A 16,216-nucleotide genomic window follows, 5' to 3' on the forward strand; every position below is an offset into this window, starting at 1 on the left:
CCGATGCCCACCAGACGCGTCGGAGCCGCCCCCACCCCGGGCGGCCGCTGATGCTCCGCTACCTGGCGAAACGATTCAGCTACTACGCCGTCCTGCTGATCGTCGCCGTCTTCCTGGCGTACGCGCTCTCCGCCACCGCGCTGCGGCCCCGCACCTACTTCGAGGCCAAGGTGCCGCGCCCGGCCGCCGCATCGGTCGAGCGGCAGCTCGACGACCTCAACCTGAACGACCACACCCCCGTCGTCGAGCGCTTCGGCCACTGGGCCGGCGACCTGCTCCACGGGGACCTCGGCCGCACCATCCACGACACCCCGGTCACGGACGACTTCCGCCGCCGGGTCTGGGTCTCACTGCGGCTGCTGCTGCTCGGCAGCCTGCTCGGCATGGCCCTCGGCGTCGCGGCCGGCGCCTGGAGCGCGGTACGCCAGTACCGCATCTCCGACCGGCTGCTCACCGTGTTCTCGTTCGTCCTGCTCTCCACCCCGGTCTTCCTGGTGGCGCTGTTCCTCAAGAACGGCGCCATCGCCGCCAAGGACGTCGCCGGCCACGAGGTCGTGCCCTTCACCGGGTACGAGACCCCCGGCCTGACCGGCGGCATCGGCGCCCACCTCGCCGACTGGGCGCTGCACCTGCTGCTGCCCACCCTCTCGCTGGCCCTCGGCGGCCTCGCCACCTACAGCCGCTACCAGCGCGGCACCATGCTGGACGTGCTCGGCTCGGACTACCTGCGCACCGCCGAGGCCAAGGGCCTCACCCGGGGCCGCGCGCTGGTCAAGCACGGGCTGCGGACGGCCGTGATCCCGATGTCGACGATGTTCGCCTACAGCTTCCTCGGCATCTTCACCGGCGCCGCCTTCACCGAGACCATCTTCGGCTGGCACGGCATGGGCGAGTGGTTCATCCAGTCCATCAACGAACAGGACGTCAACTCGGTGGTCGCCGTCAACCTGTTCGCCGCGGTGGTCGTCCTCGCCTCCGGCTTCCTCGCCGACACCCTGCACGCCGCCCTCGACCCGCGCGTGCGGTCCTGACCGGAGGAGACTGCCGTGACCGCCGTCGCCGCGGAGCCCTCCGCGCCCCTGCCCGCCCCCGACCCCGCCGTAGGGGCCGCCCCCGACGCTGCCGGCCGGGGCCGGCTCGTCCTCGCCCGCCTGCTCGCCGCCCGCTGGGCGGTGGCCGGCGCCGTCGTCGTCCTGCTGCTGTTCGTCCTCGCCTTCGGCGGCCAGTACCTCACCCCCTGGGACTACGCCACCCCCGACTACACCGCGCTGCGCCAACCGCCCTCCACCACGCACTGGTTCGGCACCAACGGGGTCGGCCAGGACGTCTTCGCGCAGACCGTCCGCGGACTGCAGAAGTCGCTGGTGATCGGGCTGCTGGTGGCGTTGTTCTCGACCGTGCTGGCCTCGCTGTTCGGCGCCTGCGCCGGCTACTTCGGCGGCTGGACCGACCGGATCCTGATGTTCGTGGTGGACCTCATGCTGGTCTTCCCCAGCTTCCTGGTCATCACCATCATCTCGCCCCGGCTGAAGGGCGCCGGCTGGCTCGCCTTCGTCCTGCTGCTGGCCCTCTTCAACTGGATGATCACCGCCCGGGTGGTCCGCTCGATGACCATCTCGCTGCGCGACCGCGAATTCGTCCGCGCGGCCCGGTTCATGGGCGTGCGGCCGCTGCGGATCATCACCCGGCACATCCTGCCGAACGTGGCGTCCTTCCTCATCATCGACGCCACCATCGCCGTCGGCGGCGCCGTGATGAGCGAGACCGCGCTCTCCTACTTCGGCTTCGGGGTGAAGGCGCCCGACGTCTCGCTCGGGACGCTGCTCGCCGCCGGCACCAACGACGCACCGGTCTTCCCGTGGCTGTTCTACTTCGCCGCCGGGTTGCTGGTGCTGTTCGTCCTGGCGGTCAACCTCATCGGGGACGGGCTGCGCGATGCCCTGGACCCCACCGCCGACGCGGCCCGTAGCCGCCGCACCCGTCGGACCCGTCGCACCCATCGGACCCGTCGGACCCGTCGGACGCGTCGGACCGGGAAGCGGGAACTGCGGAGCGGCGCGGGCGACGCCGGTCCGGCGCGCGCCGCGCCGGCCGGAGCGACTGCTCCGGCCGCGGCGCCCGGATCAGCCGAGGCGACGGGGACGGCCGGAGCAGCCGAGGCGACGGAGACGGTCGGCTCAGCGGAGGCGACGGAGGCGGCCGGTTCGCCCGGCGTCGACCGTTCGGCCCGTAGGAAAGGTGACAGCCAGTGACGACCACCGTCGTGACCCCGCCGGCCACGGCCCCGCTGCTCGACGTCCGCGACCTGCGCGTCGACTTCGCGGGCCCGCGCGGCACCACCGTCCCCGCCGTCCGCGGCGTCGACCTCACCCTGCGGCGCGGCGAAACCCTGGGCATCGTCGGCGAGTCCGGCTCCGGGAAGTCCGTCACCGCGCTGTCCGTCCTGGGCCTGCTCCCCGGCACCGCCCGGGTGCGCGGTTCGGTCCGGCTGGACGGCCGCGAGCTGGTCGGCCTGCCCGGCCGCGAACTCGCCGCCGTCCGCGGCCGCCGGGTCGCCATGGTCTTCCAGGACCCGCTCTCCGCCTTCACCCCCGTCTACCGGATCGGCGACCAGATCGTCGAGGCACTGCGCGTCCACCAGTCGCTCGACCGGACCGCCGCGCGCACCCGCGCCGCCGAACTGCTCGACCTGGTCGGCATCGCGGCGCCCGAGCGGGCGCTCGACAGCTTCCCGCACGAGTTCTCCGGCGGCATGCGCCAGCGCGCGATGATCGCCATGGCCATCGCCAACGACCCCGACATCCTGCTCGCCGACGAGCCCACCACCGCCCTGGACGTCACCATCCAGGCGCAGGTGCTGGACGTGCTGCGCACCGCCCAGCGGGAGACCGGCGCCGCGCTCGTCCTGGTCAGCCACGACCTCGGCGTCATCGCCGGGATGGCCGACCGCGTCGCGGTGATGTACGCGGGCCGGGTGGTCGAGACGGCCGGCGTGGAGGAGTTGTTCGCCGCACCCCGGCATCCGTACACGCTCGGGCTGATCGGCGCCGTACCGCGGCTGGACGGCCGGGGCGGAGCGCTCGTCCCGATCCCCGGCGTGCCGGCGCCGATGGCCGAGCTGCCGGCCGGCTGCCCGTTCGCGGCCCGCTGCCCGCTGGTGGAGGAGCGGTGCCGGACGGCCGAGCCCGCCCTCGCGGGCGGCGCGGAGCCCGGGAGTCCGGACGACGTCCCGGGGACGGAGGCCGTCGCGGGTTCGGGCGGGCCCGCAGGTTCGGGCGGGGTCGCGGGGACGGGCGGGGCCCGGGGGGCGGGCCGGCACCTGGCGGCGTGCGTCCGGGCCGGCGAGCTGGCCGAGCGGCGCCCCGCACCGAGCGAGGTCTACCCCGTGCCGCCGGTCCCGCCCGCCGCGGTCGCCGTGCCGCGCGAGGAGCGCGCGCCGGTGCTCGCCGTCACCGGCCTGACCAAGACCTTCCCGCTGCTCAAGGGCACCGTCTTCAAGCGCCGGATCGGCGAGATCCACGCGGTGGACGGCGTCGAGCTGGACATCCGGCAGGGCGAGACGCTCGGCCTGGTCGGCGAGTCCGGCTCGGGCAAGTCCACCACCCTGTTCGAGCTGCTGCGGCTGGCCGCCCCGGAGTCCGGCCGGATCGAACTGCTCGGGCAGGACACCGCCGCGCTCTCCCGGGCCGATGCCCACCGGATGCGCGCCCAGCTGCAGATCGTCTTCCAGGACCCGATGGCCAGCCTCGACCCGCGGATGCCGGTCGGCGACATCGTCGCCGAACCGCTGCGCGCCCAGCGCGCCGCCCGGGAGGAGATCGCCCACCGGGTGCCCGGACTGCTGCGGCAGGTCGGCCTGGACCCGGCCCACGCCGTCCGCTACCCGCACCAGTTCTCCGGCGGGCAGCGGCAGCGGATCTCGATCGCCCGCGCGCTGGCCGTCCGGCCGAAGCTGCTCGTCCTGGACGAGCCGGTCTCCGCGCTGGACGTCTCGATCCAGGCGGGCGTGCTCAACCTGCTCCAGTCGCTCAAGGCGGAGCTGGGCCTGTCCTACCTCTTCGTCTCGCACGACCTGTCGGTGATCCGGCACCTCGCCGACCGGGTCAGCGTGATGTACCTCGGCCGGACCGTCGAGCAGGGCGAGGTCTCCGCCGTCTTCGACCGCCCGCGCCACCCGTACACGCGCGCGCTGCTCTCCGCCGTCCCGCTCCCGGACCCGGCCGCCGAGCGGGCCCGGGGCCGCATCCTGCTGGCCGGCGATCCGCCCTCGCCCACCATCCGGCACACCGGCTGCCGCTTCCGTAGCCGGTGCCCGGTCTACGCCGGGCTCGACGCCGGCTCCAGGATCCGCTGCGAGAACGAGGCCCCGGCGCTGACCGGGCCCGCACCGGGAGGGGACCACGAGGCGGCGTGCCATTTCCCGGAGTGACCGGAGCCGGCTCGGCCCGGGTTGTTGCGGCCCGGTTCGTTGCGGCCCGGGCCGAGCCGGACCGCTGCGGCGCGACACCGCCGGTCACCGAGAGTGCCCGTTCGGTCGCGATTCGGCGGATCGGCCCGACCCCGTGTAATGTCTTCCAGGTCAGCAGGCGCCGCTAGCTCAGTTGGTTAGAGCAGCTGACTCTTAATCAGCGGGTCCGGGGTTCGAGTCCCTGGCGGCGCACATGGCAAGGTCTCAGGCCGTCCACTCCGGTGGGCGGCCTGAGGCGTTTCCGGAGCGGTAGGTTGCGAGGACGGCGCGGCCCCACGCGCCCGTCCGCGACCGCTGGGGGTTCCGTCCATGGCACCGCTCGACACCCGCTCGCTCCCGGAGGAGCTGCTGCTGCTCTGCGCCGAACCGGTGAGCGGCCGGCTCCGGATTCCGCAGTCCGCCTTCTACTGGGCCGTCCCCGGCAGCATCCTCGCCGAACTGCAGCTCAGCGGAGCCATCACCGTCGACGGCCGCCGGATCACCGGCTTCCAGCCCCTCGGCTCCGCCGACGAGATCGCGGCCGGGGTGCTCACCCGGCTGGAGGAGACCGGCAAGCGCAAGCACCGGCTGGGTCTCGACCTGGCCATGCGCCGGATCCCCCGCAAGCCCACGCAACAGTTGCTCCTCGACCGGCTGATCGCCGACGGTGTCCTCCCCGTCGACCGCCGGAGCTTCCTCGGCCTGCCGTACCGGCGGTACACGGCGGTGCCGCCGGCAATCGGGCAGGAGATCGCGGCTCGGGTGGCCGCCACCCTGGCCGTCGACGACGCCGGGTCGACCCTGGCGCCGCCGCCCGCCGCTGCCCCTTCGCCCTCTCCCTCGCCCTCACCCTCCCCCTCGCCCTCGCCTTCAGGTGATGCGGCCCCCGCCGAGGCTGCGCCCGTCGGCGGGGGCGAGGTGTCCGGTACGGCCGGGGCGTCCACCGCCGAGGCCGACCGGGACCGCCGGTCGGCCGATCGAGACCGCCAGCTGGCCGGGCTGATCTTCGCAGCGGGGCTGCACCGCCGGCTCTACCCCGGCCCGGCCGGCGCCCCCACCCGGCGCGCCGCGCGCCGACTGGCCAACGAGCTGCCGGTCCCCCGGGCGGTCCGGCGGGCGATCTCGGCGATGTCGGCGAACACGGCCTCCTGAGCCGCGGGGAGCGGCGGGTGCGACCCGCGGCCGGCGATCGACCGGCCGGCGATCGACCGACCGACGGCCGGCAGTACGACCGGCGGCGCTCAGCGGGTGTCGAGGATCGCCGAGGCCACCGCGTCCGGGCGGTCGAACATCAGCAGATGCCCCGCCGGGGCGGTGGTGCGGAAGTCGGCCCCGAGCAGCGCGGCGAGCCCCCGCTGCCGGGCCAGCCACTCCTCCGTGCGGCGGGTGCGGCACCCGTCGTCGGCGGCGAGCACGGTGATCGGCAGCTCCTCCGGCAACGGCACCACGCCGCGCAGCTCGTCCAGCTCCGCGGCCACGTCCAGGTACCGGGCGTTCTCCCGGAGCACCGCGCGCAGGGCCCGGCCGGTCCGGTAGCAGTGCCGGACCAACGGTCGCGGGGCGAGGTCCTCGCGGCGCACCGTCGCGGCCCGCGCGACCAGCCGCCGTACGGTCGGCCCGAGGACGTACGGCACCGCCAGTGCCGTGGCCGCGCCCGCGACCGCCCGGGCCGCCAGGTCGCGCAGCTCCGGCGCCGGCCAGGGGCGAGGTGACGACTCGACGCTGCCGTCCAGCAGGACCAGCCCGGCCGTCCGCTCCGGGTTCAGCCGGGCGAAGGCCTCGACGTGGAAGCCCGCCAGCGAGTGGCCCACCACCGTGCACGGCTCGCCCAACCCGAGCCCGTCCAGGACGGCCAGGATGCGCTCCGCCTCTCCGACGGCGGTCGGACCAGGACGGTCGGCCGGCTCCCGACCGCTCAGCCCGTAGCCGGGCCGGTCGAAGCGGACCACCGTGCGGTAGGGGGTGAGGAAGGGGACCACGAGGTCCCAGTCGAACCAACTGCTGCCGAGCCCGCCGGCGAGCACGACGACCGGGCCGCTGCCCTCGGTCCGGACGTGCAGGGGCGTGCCACCGATGCGCAGGAACGCCACCGCGGGGACGGCGGGCCGGGCCGTCCGGCGGCCGGGGTCGGAGCTGGGCACGTTTCCCACCCTAACCGCCGGAAAACTCCGCCCCAACCGGGCGGAAACGGGCTGCCGCCACGGCGTGCGGGCCTGCGGGACGCCGCAATGGTGCGAGCCACCCCTCCGGAGCGTGTATTGTTTTCCAGGTCAGCAGGCGCCGCTAGCTCAGTTGGTTAGAGCAGCTGACTCTTAATCAGCGGGTCCGGGGTTCGAGTCCCTGGCGGCGCACAGACACTGGGGAGCCTCTCGCACGAGCGGGAGGCTCCCCAACTTTTTGCCCTTCGGCGTCCGATTTGTGTGTGATGTCGGTCTCGCTTGCCGTCCCGGTGGAGCCAATCGCCCCGATCGGTGCGTTCTGGGCTGTACAACCGGAAACGGGACGAACGGTCCCGACCGCCGAAGTCCCCTCCGCTGTGCAGGCCGGCACGGTCCGCCCGCAGGAAAGGCCGCCGATTTGTCCCGAGACACCCAGAGCGGCCGTCGCACGGCGTCCGCCCTCCTCCGTCCGGTCAACCGTCTGAAGCGCTCCGGCGGGAGCCCGACCGGCGGGACCGGCGGGTCCGGGCCAGGCCGCAGGCGCACCGGATGGCGGCGGCTGATCCCGACCTGGCGGATGACGCTGGCCGGTCTCGTCACCGCGCTGCTGCTCGGCGTCGGCCTGTTCGCCCTGGGGATCGCCCTGGTGAAGGTGCCGGACGCGCACGCCGCCGCGATCGCCCAGAGCAACACCTGGCTCTACCAGGACGGTTCGGTGATCGCCCGGACCGGCCAGACCAACCGGCAGAACGTCCCGCTGGACAAGGTCTCCCCCGCCGCGCAGCACGCCGCGCTGGCCGCCGAGGACCGCAACTTCTACGACGAGGGCGCCGTCAACGTCCAGGGCCTGGTCCGCGCCGCCGTCAACACGGTCAAGGGCGAGGGCACCCAGGGCGGCTCCACCATCACCCAGCAGTACGTGAAGAACACCTACCTGAGCCAGAAGCAGTCCATCAGCCGCAAGGTGCAGGAACTCTTCATCGCCATCAAGGTCGACGCCACCGAGACCAAGGACGACGTCCTCTCGGGCTACCTGAACACCTCCTACTACGGGCGCGGCGCCTACGGCATCCAGGCCGCCGCCCAGCAGTACTTCGGCGTCGACGCGTCCGCGCTCACCCCCGCCCAGGGCGCCTACCTGGCCGCCCTGCTGAACGCGCCGAGCGCCTACGACGTGGCGACCGCGACCCCGGCGGGCAAGCAGAACGCGGTCAACCGCTGGAACTACGTGCTGGACGGCATGGTGAAGGAGGGCTGGCTGTCCGCCGAGGAGCGGGCCGCCACCACCTTCCCCGAGGTCCGGGACCCGCAGGCCCAGCTCGGCCTCTCCGGCCAGGCCGGCTACCTCGTCAACGCGGCCACCGAGTACCTGACCGCCAACCGGATCATCACCGAGTCCGAGCTGGCCAAGGGCGGCTACACGATCAAACTGACCGTCGACCCCGGGCGCCAGTCGGCCCTCCAGGACGCCGTTCAGGCCCAGCTGCACGACACCCTGAACCCGGACAAGCGGAAGAAGGACGCGGCCGCCCAGGCCGGCGCCGCCTCCGTCGACCCGAAGACCGGCGCGGTGGTCGCCCTCTACGGCGGCGTCGACTACACCAAGCACTACATCGACAACGCGACGCGTCGGGACTACCAGGCCGGCTCCACCTTCAAGGCCATCGCGCTGGCCGCGGCGCTGGAGAACAACGCCAAGACCCAGTCCGGGCAGACCATCACCCCGCGCACGGTCTACGACGGCACCAGCGGCCGCAAGGTCCGCGGCGGCAAGGGCACCGCGTACGCGCCGCCGAACGAGGGCGACAAGAGCTACGGCCAGATCACCCTGCAGCAGGCCACCGACTGGTCGGTGAACTCGGCGTTCGCCCAGCTCGCCCAGGACACCGGCCTGCAGAAGGTGCGGGACACCGCCGTCGCGCTCGGCCTGCCGGCCAACACCCCCGGACTCGAACCGCTGCCGTCCATCCCGCTCGGCACCGCCACCCCGAGCGTCCTCGACCTGGCCGGCGTCTACGCGACGCTGGACAACGGCGGCAAGCAGATCACCCCCTGGCTGGTGCAATCGGTCGACCGCGAGGGCGAGGCCCTCCAGCTGCCCGCCCACAAGGCCACCCAGGCGATCGGCGAGGACACCGCGCGCAGGGTGACGGCCATGCTGGAGGGCGTGGTGCGCGACCCCGGCGGCACCGGCTGGCGCGCGAAGGCCCTGGGCCGCCCGGCGGCCGGCAAGACCGGGACGACCGACGACCAGAAGTCGGTCTGGTTCGTCGGTTACACGCCCGAGCTGGTGACCTCGGTCGCCCTGTTCGGCCAGGACCCGGGCACCGGCGCCCAGGTCAGCCTCAGCGGCACCGGCGGCATCGACGGCGCGGCGGGCGGCCAGTACCCGGCGCAGATCTGGACCAGCTACATGAAGGCCGCGCTGAAGGGCAAGCCGGTCACCGACTTCGCCTCGCCCGCGGGCCGGGACGACACCTGGTCGGACGGCTCCTCGTCGGGCGGCCCGGACGGCCCGGCGACCCCGTCCGGGCCGGCTTCGGCACCGGCTTCCCCGGGCGGCTCCGGCAACGGGGCGGGCTCCGGCGCCGCGCCCAACGGCTCCGGCGACGGGTCCGCCCGGTCCGGCTCGGGCGCGCCCGGTTCGTCGAACGGGCGGAACGGCTCGCGGTCCGGTGACGGCGGGCCGACCGGCGGGCCCACCCAGCAGCCGACGGCCCAGCCCAGCTCCCAGCCGACGTCGCAGCCGACGACCCGGCCCACCAAGCCGCCGGCGCCCACCACGGGGCCGACCACCGCCCCGACGACCGGGCCCACCACGGCGCCGCAGCCGACGGGGGGCACCGGTTCGGGCGGCGGCTCGGCCGACGCGGCCGCGTCGGCCGGGCAGTAGCCCGCCCGGGAGAGGTGGGCGGTGGGCGGTGGCGCTGGCCCGTGGGACGGTGCCCGTGGGGGGCGGCCCGTGGGACGGTGCCCCGTGGGGGCCATGGCGGTGGGGGCGGTGGCCCGTGGGGTGGGTGGTGGCGGCGGTGGCCCGTCTGGTCGGTGACGTGACCGCCGGGGGTGGGTGACCGTAGCCGATCGGCGGGTGCGCGTGAACCTGCCGTCGCGCACAGTTGGAGGCAGGACCAAATGACGGAATGGCGCCTTACCGAACCGATGACATGACTGTCACAATGCCTCGGTGCACAGCTCAAACCCCCCACTCGGCCGGTCGTCGGCCAAAACCCTCGGACTCACCCTGGCGCTGGTCTCGGCCATCGCCTTCGGCGGCTCCGGCACCGCCGCCAAGCCGCTGATCGAGGCCGGCCTCTCCCCGCTGCACGTGGTCTGGCTCCGGGTGACCGGCGCCGCCGTGGTCCTGCTCCCCCTCGCCTACCGCCACCGCGACGCGGTGCTCCGGCGGCCCGGCCTGCTGCTGGGCTTCGGCCTGCTCGCCGTGGCCGGCGTCCAGGCCTGCTACTTCGCCGCCATCTCCCGGATCCCGGTCGGCGTCGCCCTGCTCATCGAGTACCTCGGACCGCCGCTGCTCATCGGCTACGTGCGGTTCGTCCAGCGCAGGCCGATCAGCCGGGGCTCGGCGATCGGCGCCGGCGTCGCCGTGGCCGGTCTGGCGTGCGTGGTGGAGGCCTGGAACGGCCTGAGCTTCGACGCCCTGGGCGTCGTGTTCGCCCTCGGCGCGGCCTGCTGCCAGGTGGGCTACTTCGTCCTGGCGGACGCCGGCAGCCGCGGCGAGCGCCCGATCGACCCCCTCGCCGTGAGCGCCTACGGCCTGCTGATCGGCGCGGTCCTGCTGACTGCGTTCACCCACCCCTGGACCGCCGACTGGGGTGTGCTCGGCGGCGACGTCGTGATGAACGGGCACACCGTTCCGGCGCTCCTCCCGGCCGCCTGGATGGTCCTGATCGCGACCGTGCTCGCCTACCTGACCGGCGTGATCGCCGTCCGGCACCTGTCGCCCCCGGTCGCCGGGGTGGTCGCCAACCTGGAGGCGGTGGTCGCCACCGTGCTGGCCTGGATCCTGCTCGGCGAACACCTGGGCCTGCCGCAGATGGCCGGCGGCCTGCTGGTCCTGGCCGGCGCCTTCGCGGCCCAGGCCGGCAAGGCCGGAGCCGCACCCGAGGACGCCGGGTCGGCGCGCGGCGGCGCAGCGGACGGTGTCGAGGCGGACCGTGGCGCGGCGGACGGTGGCGCCCACGACGGCCTGGTGGGCGGTGGCGTGGCGGACGTCCGGGCCGCGGAGGACCACCCTGCCCCCGCGGACTTCGCCGGGGCGACGGCGCTGGGCGAGCAGTTGGCACGGGCCGCCGGACGGGCGGGCGCCGAGGACCGTGCGGTCACCGGAGACCGTGCGGTCGCCGGGCCGGGGGTCAGCGGCCGACCCAGCCGAACCAGTCGAGGTGGTTGAGCGGCCACACGACGCCCGAGACCGGTCCGACCACGTTGTCCACCGGCACGGCGCCGCCGCCCGGCCCGCGCTGGTGGTACCGGGAGTCGGCGGAGTCGCTCCGGTGGTCACCCTCCACCCAGACGTAGCCCTTGGGCACGGTCACCGGGCCGAAGTCCAGTCCCGCGCAGGAGTCGTCCCCGGGGTGGAGGTAGGGCTCGTCCACCTTCGCCCCGTTGACGGTGAGCGTGGTGCCCGAGCACTGGACGGTCTGGCCGCCGGTCGCGATGACCCGCTTGACCAGGTAGTTGTCGTCCTTCGGCGGCACCAGGCCGATGAACCCGAGTGCGGAGCTCAGCGCGCGGGTGACCGGGTTGCCGTCGGTCGGCTGCGGCGGCAGCCAGTCGCCCGGGTCCTTGAAGACCACCGGCTGGCCGGGCTCCGGCTCCCAGCCGGTGAGCGGCGCGAGCTTGTTCACCCCGACCCGGTCGCCGATCCGCAGCGTGTTCTCCATCGACCCGGAGGGGATGGAGAAGACCTGGAACAGGCACGTCTTGATCAGCAGCGCGGCCACCAGGCCGACGGCCGCCATCAGGGGGATCTCGATCCACCACGGCCGCTGGCGGCGCCCCGCCCGCCGGGCCCGGAGACCCCTGCTCGGACCGCGGCCGGCCTTCCCGGCCTTGGCCGCCTTGCCCGCCTTCCGGGAGCGCGCCCGCCGGGCCGCTGCGCGGCCGCCGTGGCCGGCGCCCGCAGCCGGGACCGGACCGACCCCGGCATCACTGTCCGTGTCGGGCAGGTTCACCGCCATCGTCGCTGCTCCACCTCTCCGGCCGGGAAACCTGCACGCTACGCCACCGGCGAAGCCTCACGAAATCGGGCATTTACCCGCCGCCGACACGACCGCCGACACCGCCGCGGAGAAGGCGGCGGGAGCGAGGCGGTCGGAGGACGGTGCTCGGGGCAATGTCACCCAGGGTACGGCGGGGCGAGCCGCAACGGACGAGCCGCCGCCGGTCGAGCGCCGTCCGGGAGCGCGAAGGCGGGCGCGGAAGCGGGCGTGTACGAGGATGCGGAAGCCCTGCGGGATGGGAAGCCGGGCGGGTACGAGGGGCCGCGGCTCAGCCAGCGGCAGCGGGGCGGGCACCGGCCGATGGCCGGGGCGGCGGCGGGGGCGGCAGGCGTGCGACGCCCCAGGGGACGAGGGGCGCGGGCCGCCCGGCGCGCCGACCGGCGGGCGGCCGGCGCCCGAAGCGGCGACCGGCGAGCGGCCGGCGCCCGAAGCGGCGACCGGGGGGCGTCGGGCAGGCGGCCCCGCGCGGCGACGACAGGTCCGGACACCTCTCCCGGGGCTCGCCGGAACGGTCTTCCGCCCGGGGCGGCGCGGTGTCGGAGCGGCTGGTCCGACCGGCTGGTCAGACCCGCTCGTTCTGGCCGGTCACGGTGTCGCTGGCGATCTTCTCGTGGTGCCGGATGACCTCGGCGATGATGAAGTTGAGGAAACTCTCCGCGAAGACCGGATCGAGGTGGGCCCCGGCGGCCAGCTCGCGCAGTCGCTTGATCTGGTCGCGCTCCCGCGCCGGGTCCGCCGCGGGCAGCTTGTGCTCGGCCTTGAGCCGACCGACCCGCTGGGTCGCCTTGAAGCGCTCCGCGAGCATGTGGACCACCGCGGCGTCGATGTTGTCGATGCTCTCGCGCAGGCTGGTCAGCTCGGCCCGTACGGCCTCGTCGATCCCGTCGAGCGATCCGGCATCGGGGGTCGTGGGGTGATCCGTCATCGGGGCGGCTCCGCGGCTCTCTGGTGATGGGCACCCGGCCGTCGGTGGGCCGGGGATCAGGCCCGCGCAAATCTAACAGGGCACCCGTCGCAGAACCGCACCATTCGGGCCATCCGTCCCACGATCCGGACACCCCGCGGACCGGTGTGCCGCCCGCGGCGGCAGCCTCCCCGTAGGCTGGTGCGCGGCATGGCCGGAAGTGACGAATCAGCTGTTCCTCAGTGATGGAGGTACCGATCGTGGCAACCACCCGCACCGCACGCACCGCCTGGGAAGGCAACCTGCTCGACGGCAAGGGCCAGGTGACCCTCGCCTCGTCCGGCATCGGCGAGTACCCGGTCACCTGGGCGTCCCGCGCCGAGGACCCGAACGGCAGGACCAGCCCCGAGGAACTCATCGCGGCCGCGCACTCCGCGTGCTTCTCGATGGCCCTCTCGCACGCCCTGGCCGGCGCGGGCAACCCGCCCGCCAAGCTGGACACCCAGGCCGACGTCACCTTTCAGCCCGGGACCGGCATCACGGGCATCCACCTGACCGTCACCGGCGACGTGCCCGGCCTCGACGAAGCCGGGTTCGTGAAGGCCGCCGAGGACGCCAAGGCGAACTGCCCCGTCAGCAAGGCGCTCACCGGCACGACCATCACCCTGACGGCCAAGCTGGCCTGACGCCCCGACGGTCCGACGCCCCGTCCGGCCGGCTCGCGGCCGGCCCGGACTCGGCGCGTCCCGGCGCTCGACCAGCGCCCGAGGGCGCACGGCGGAGGCACACGCCCCTGGCGCACATCATGTGATGTGTACCGGGGGCGTCTGCATGTATCACCGCACAGGACCTGAAAGCGGGCGAATCACCCTGGCGGCGGTCACCGCGCGTTGCCGCCGCGTCTTATGATCGGCCGCAGCGCCCTGTTCTTCACGCGGATCCCCCCGCGGACGTTCCACGCGAGCGTTCCACCGGACTGCGAGGACCTCGACAGAGTGCGGGAGCCGGCCGCAGCAGTCCCGGGCGATCGGCCGGACCAGCGTCAAGCATCAAGCGTCAGCAGCGGACGGGAGTATGCCGTGCCGGGCCAGAACGAGGGGGCCGACGCACACCACTCGGGCGTGCGGCACGAGGAACCGCACCAGCACGGCCACCGGTTGTCCCCGCTCCGCCGTCCGGCCAACGGCGCCACCGCCGACGGCACCACCGGTCTCGCCCTGGACGACTCGCGTGACGTCGACCACGCCCCCGGCCTCGACGGCGTCCTCGGCGCCGGTGATCCCCGTGAGCCCCTTGATGACCGGGGCGCGCTGCGCGACGGACTCCGCGCCGGGCTCAGGGCCATCGACCTCCGCGGCAACCACGGCAACCACGGCAACCACGGCACCGTCGCACCGGTCGACGTGACCGGCGGCGCGGTCGGCACCGACCTCCTGCTCTGCCCGACCTGCTCCGCCCCGCTCGCGACCGGCTCGCACCGACCGACCGACGGCCCCGGCCTGCCGGCCGAGGGGACCGACCGCCTGCTCGCCGCCCTGAGTGCCAGCGAGTCCCGCTTCCGGGCCGCCTTCTGCGACGCCGGGATCGGCATGGCCCTGATCGACCCCGACGACCGGATCATCGAGGTCAACCCCGCCTTCGCCGCCCTGGTCGGCTGCACGTCCGCCGACCTGGTCCGCACGCACATCCACGACGTGGTCGACGCGGACGGGATGCCGGACCGCCTCTTCCCGGAGCTGGTCCGCGGCAAGCGGGAGCGGCTGCGGGTGGAGAAGCAGCTCAAGCACCGTGAGGGGCGCACGGTCTGGAGCAAGGTGACCGTCTCGCTGATCCGGGACGGCTCCGGCAAACCGCTCTACACGCTCGCCATGGTCGAGGACATCACCGAGCAGCGCCGGCTCGGAGACCGCCTGGAGTACCAGGCCCTGCACGACCCGCTGACCCGGCTGCCGAACCGGACGCTGTTCTTCGAGCGCCTCGACGCCGCCTGCCTCGCGATCGCCGGGCCGGTCGCGGACGACGTCAGGGACGACGGCCCGGGTGACGGCCCGGGTGACGGCCCGGGCGACGGCCAGGTTGCCGTCGCCGGCGGCGATGCGGTCGCCGGCGTCCGGCCGGACCAGGGCCTACCGCTGGGCGCGGAGGGGCAGGCGGCTCCGGGCGGCACGCCCGGCGAGCGCCGGGTGGGCGTCTGCTACCTGGACCTCGACGGATTCGCGGCGATCAACGAGACGCTCGGCCACCACATCGGCGACCAGCTGCTGATCGCCGTCGCCACCCGGCTGCGGCGCGGGTTCTCCGAGCCCGGTGGCCGCCTGGTGGCCCGGATGGGCGGCGACGAGTTCGCCGTCCTGGTGACCGACAGTCAGGGCAGCGAACAGCTCACCGCGCTGGCCGCGCGGATCCTGGAGGCGCTGGAACGCCCCTTCGACGTGGCCGGGCACCGGCTGGTGGTGACGGCCAGCGTCGGCGTCGTCGAACGGTCCGTGCACGAGACCACGCCGACCGACCTGGTCAAGGACGCCGACGCGACCCTCTACTGGTCGAAGGCGGACGGCCGCGCCCGGTGGACCCTCTACGACCCGGACCGCGGCGCCCACCAGCTGACCCGCCAGCTGCTCGCCACCGCTCTCCGACCGGCCCTGGAGCGGGGCGAGTTCACCATCGAGTACCAGCCGCTGGTCGGCCTCGCCGACGGAGCGGTGCACGGCGCCGAGGCCCTGGTCCGCTGGCGCCACCCCCGCTACGGGACCCTCTCGCCGGATCGTTTCATCCCGCTCGCCGAGGAGTCCGGTGCGATCGTGCCGCTCGGCAAGTGGGTCCTGGAGGAGTCCTGCCGCCAGGCCAAGCGCTGGCTGACCGAGTTCCCGGACACCGAGACCTTCGTGAGCGTCAATCTGGCCGCCCGCCAGATCTGGGACTCCGACGTCGTCGCCGACGTGGCCCAGGCGCTCGAGAGCACCGGTCTGCCGGCCCGGCTGCTACAGCTGGAGATCACCGAGAGCGCGCTGCTCGGCCCCGGCGGGCGACCGCTCCAGGCCCTGCAGGCCCTCGCCGACATGGGTGTCCGGATCGCCATCGACGACTTCGGCACCGGCTACTCCAACCTGGCCTACCTCTCCCGGCTGCCGGTGCACGTACTGAAGCTGGACGGCACCTTCATCGAGGGGTTCCGCGACCCGGCCCCGGCCGGCCGGCCCGAACTCGCCGCGCTCAGCTCCCGGCGCAGCGACGCCGACGAGCAGATCGTGGGTGCCATGGTGCAGTTGGCCCACACCCTGGGCCTGACCGTCACCGCGGAGGGCATCGAGAGCGCCGCCCAGGCCGAGCGGCTGCGGCTGACCGGCTGCGACACCGCCCAGGGCTGGTACTTCGCACGGCCCGGCGAGGCGGAACGCGTCGCGGCCATACTCCGGGAGAACCGCCTCGGGCCGGAGGGCCGGTAGCGGCTGCCGCGCAGGACGCC

9 protein-coding genes, 2 tRNA genes and 2 pseudogenes are annotated in these 16,216 nt (G+C 74.3%); 10 read left to right on the forward strand and 3 right to left on the reverse strand.

Annotation, left to right across the window (positions count from 1 at the left end):
* The first annotated feature begins 50 nt into the window (after positions 1-50).
* From MCM47_RS18255 to MCM47_RS18275, 5 genes and pseudogenes are all read left to right on the forward strand, one after another.
* Positions 51-1,031, forward strand: a complete 981-nt coding sequence (locus MCM47_RS18255; RefSeq protein ID WP_238862716.1) for an ABC transporter permease — start codon at positions 51-53, stop codon at positions 1,029-1,031.
* Positions 1,032-1,046: 15 nt separating this feature from the next.
* Positions 1,047-1,964: pseudogene (locus tag MCM47_RS18260) on the forward strand (ABC transporter permease); the annotation flags it as partial.
* Between the two features lie 284 nt (positions 1,965-2,248).
* Positions 2,249-4,429 carry an ABC transporter ATP-binding protein gene (locus MCM47_RS18265; RefSeq protein WP_238862717.1) on the forward strand — a complete coding sequence of 727 codons (2,181 nt, stop codon included), beginning with the start codon at positions 2,249-2,251 and terminating at the stop codon, positions 4,427-4,429.
* A 157-nt stretch (positions 4,430-4,586) separates the two neighbouring features.
* Positions 4,587-4,660, forward strand: a tRNA-Lys gene (locus MCM47_RS18270).
* A 117-nt stretch (positions 4,661-4,777) separates the two neighbouring features.
* Positions 4,778-5,599 (forward strand): GPP34 family phosphoprotein, encoded by an 822-nt coding sequence (locus MCM47_RS18275; protein WP_238862718.1) that lies wholly within the window; start codon positions 4,778-4,780, stop codon positions 5,597-5,599.
* An 89-nt stretch (positions 5,600-5,688) separates the two neighbouring features.
* Here MCM47_RS18275 and MCM47_RS18280 read toward each other — a convergent pair whose 3' ends face one another.
* Positions 5,689-6,588: an alpha/beta fold hydrolase gene (locus MCM47_RS18280; RefSeq protein WP_238862719.1), complete on the reverse strand. Its 900-nt coding sequence runs from the start codon at positions 6,586-6,588 to the stop codon at positions 5,689-5,691.
* A 136-nt stretch (positions 6,589-6,724) separates the two neighbouring features.
* On the opposite strand from MCM47_RS18280, the gene MCM47_RS18285 reads away from it, so the two are divergent.
* The 3 genes and pseudogenes from MCM47_RS18285 to MCM47_RS18295 all read left to right on the forward strand — a co-directional run.
* Positions 6,725-6,798: transfer RNA gene (locus MCM47_RS18285), tRNA-Lys, on the forward strand.
* A gap of 385 nt (positions 6,799-7,183) precedes the next feature.
* The gene (locus tag MCM47_RS18290) at positions 7,184-9,499 is read left to right on the forward strand and encodes a transglycosylase domain-containing protein (protein WP_238862720.1); all 2,316 of its coding nucleotides are present in this window, start codon (positions 7,184-7,186) and stop codon (positions 9,497-9,499) included.
* A 291-nt stretch (positions 9,500-9,790) separates the two neighbouring features.
* Positions 9,791-10,789, forward strand: a pseudogene (locus MCM47_RS18295) (DMT family transporter); the annotation flags it as partial.
* A 187-nt stretch (positions 10,790-10,976) separates the two neighbouring features.
* On the opposite strand, the gene lepB reads toward MCM47_RS18295, so the two are convergent.
* Both lepB and MCM47_RS18305 read right to left on the reverse strand, forming a co-directional pair.
* On the reverse strand, positions 10,977-11,804 hold the full coding sequence (gene lepB / locus MCM47_RS18300) for a signal peptidase I (protein ID WP_238862721.1): 828 nt from the start codon (positions 11,802-11,804) through the stop codon (positions 10,977-10,979).
* A gap of 604 nt (positions 11,805-12,408) precedes the next feature.
* Positions 12,409-12,771 carry a chorismate mutase gene (locus MCM47_RS18305; protein ID WP_238862722.1) on the reverse strand — a complete coding sequence of 121 codons (363 nt, stop codon included), beginning with the start codon at positions 12,769-12,771 and terminating at the stop codon, positions 12,409-12,411.
* 239 nt (positions 12,772-13,010) lie between these two features.
* Between MCM47_RS18305 and MCM47_RS18310 the strand changes: the two genes are divergently transcribed.
* Complete coding sequence (locus MCM47_RS18310; protein WP_238862723.1) at positions 13,011-13,436, forward strand: OsmC family protein; 426 nt, start codon at positions 13,011-13,013, stop codon at positions 13,434-13,436.
* Positions 13,437-13,829: 393 nt separating this feature from the next.
* Positions 13,830-16,196: a bifunctional diguanylate cyclase/phosphodiesterase gene (locus tag MCM47_RS18315; RefSeq protein WP_238862724.1), complete on the forward strand. Its 2,367-nt coding sequence runs from the start codon at positions 13,830-13,832 to the stop codon at positions 16,194-16,196.
* The last annotated feature ends 20 nt before the right edge of the window (positions 16,197-16,216 follow it).

This window comes from Kitasatospora sp. A2-31, from assembly GCF_022288725.1.
In the GTDB taxonomy this organism is placed as follows: Bacteria; Actinomycetota; Actinomycetes; order Streptomycetales; family Streptomycetaceae; genus Kitasatospora.

What these genes read in the sequence shown, in the direction of transcription:
- MCM47_RS18290 (WP_238862720.1), top strand. Translation starts at nt 7,184, where the DNA reads ATGACGCTGGCCGGTCTCGTCACCGCGCTGCTGCTCGGCGTCGGCCTG.
- lepB (WP_238862721.1), bottom strand. Translation starts at nt 11,804, where the DNA reads ATGGCGGTGAACCTGCCCGACACGGACAGTGATGCCGGGGTCGGTCCG.
- MCM47_RS18305 (WP_238862722.1), bottom strand. Translation starts at nt 12,771, where the DNA reads ATGACGGATCACCCCACGACCCCCGATGCCGGATCGCTCGACGGGATC.
- MCM47_RS18255 (WP_238862716.1), top strand. Translation starts at nt 51, where the DNA reads ATGCTCCGCTACCTGGCGAAACGATTCAGCTACTACGCCGTCCTGCTG.
- MCM47_RS18275 (WP_238862718.1), top strand. Translation starts at nt 4,778, where the DNA reads ATGGCACCGCTCGACACCCGCTCGCTCCCGGAGGAGCTGCTGCTGCTC.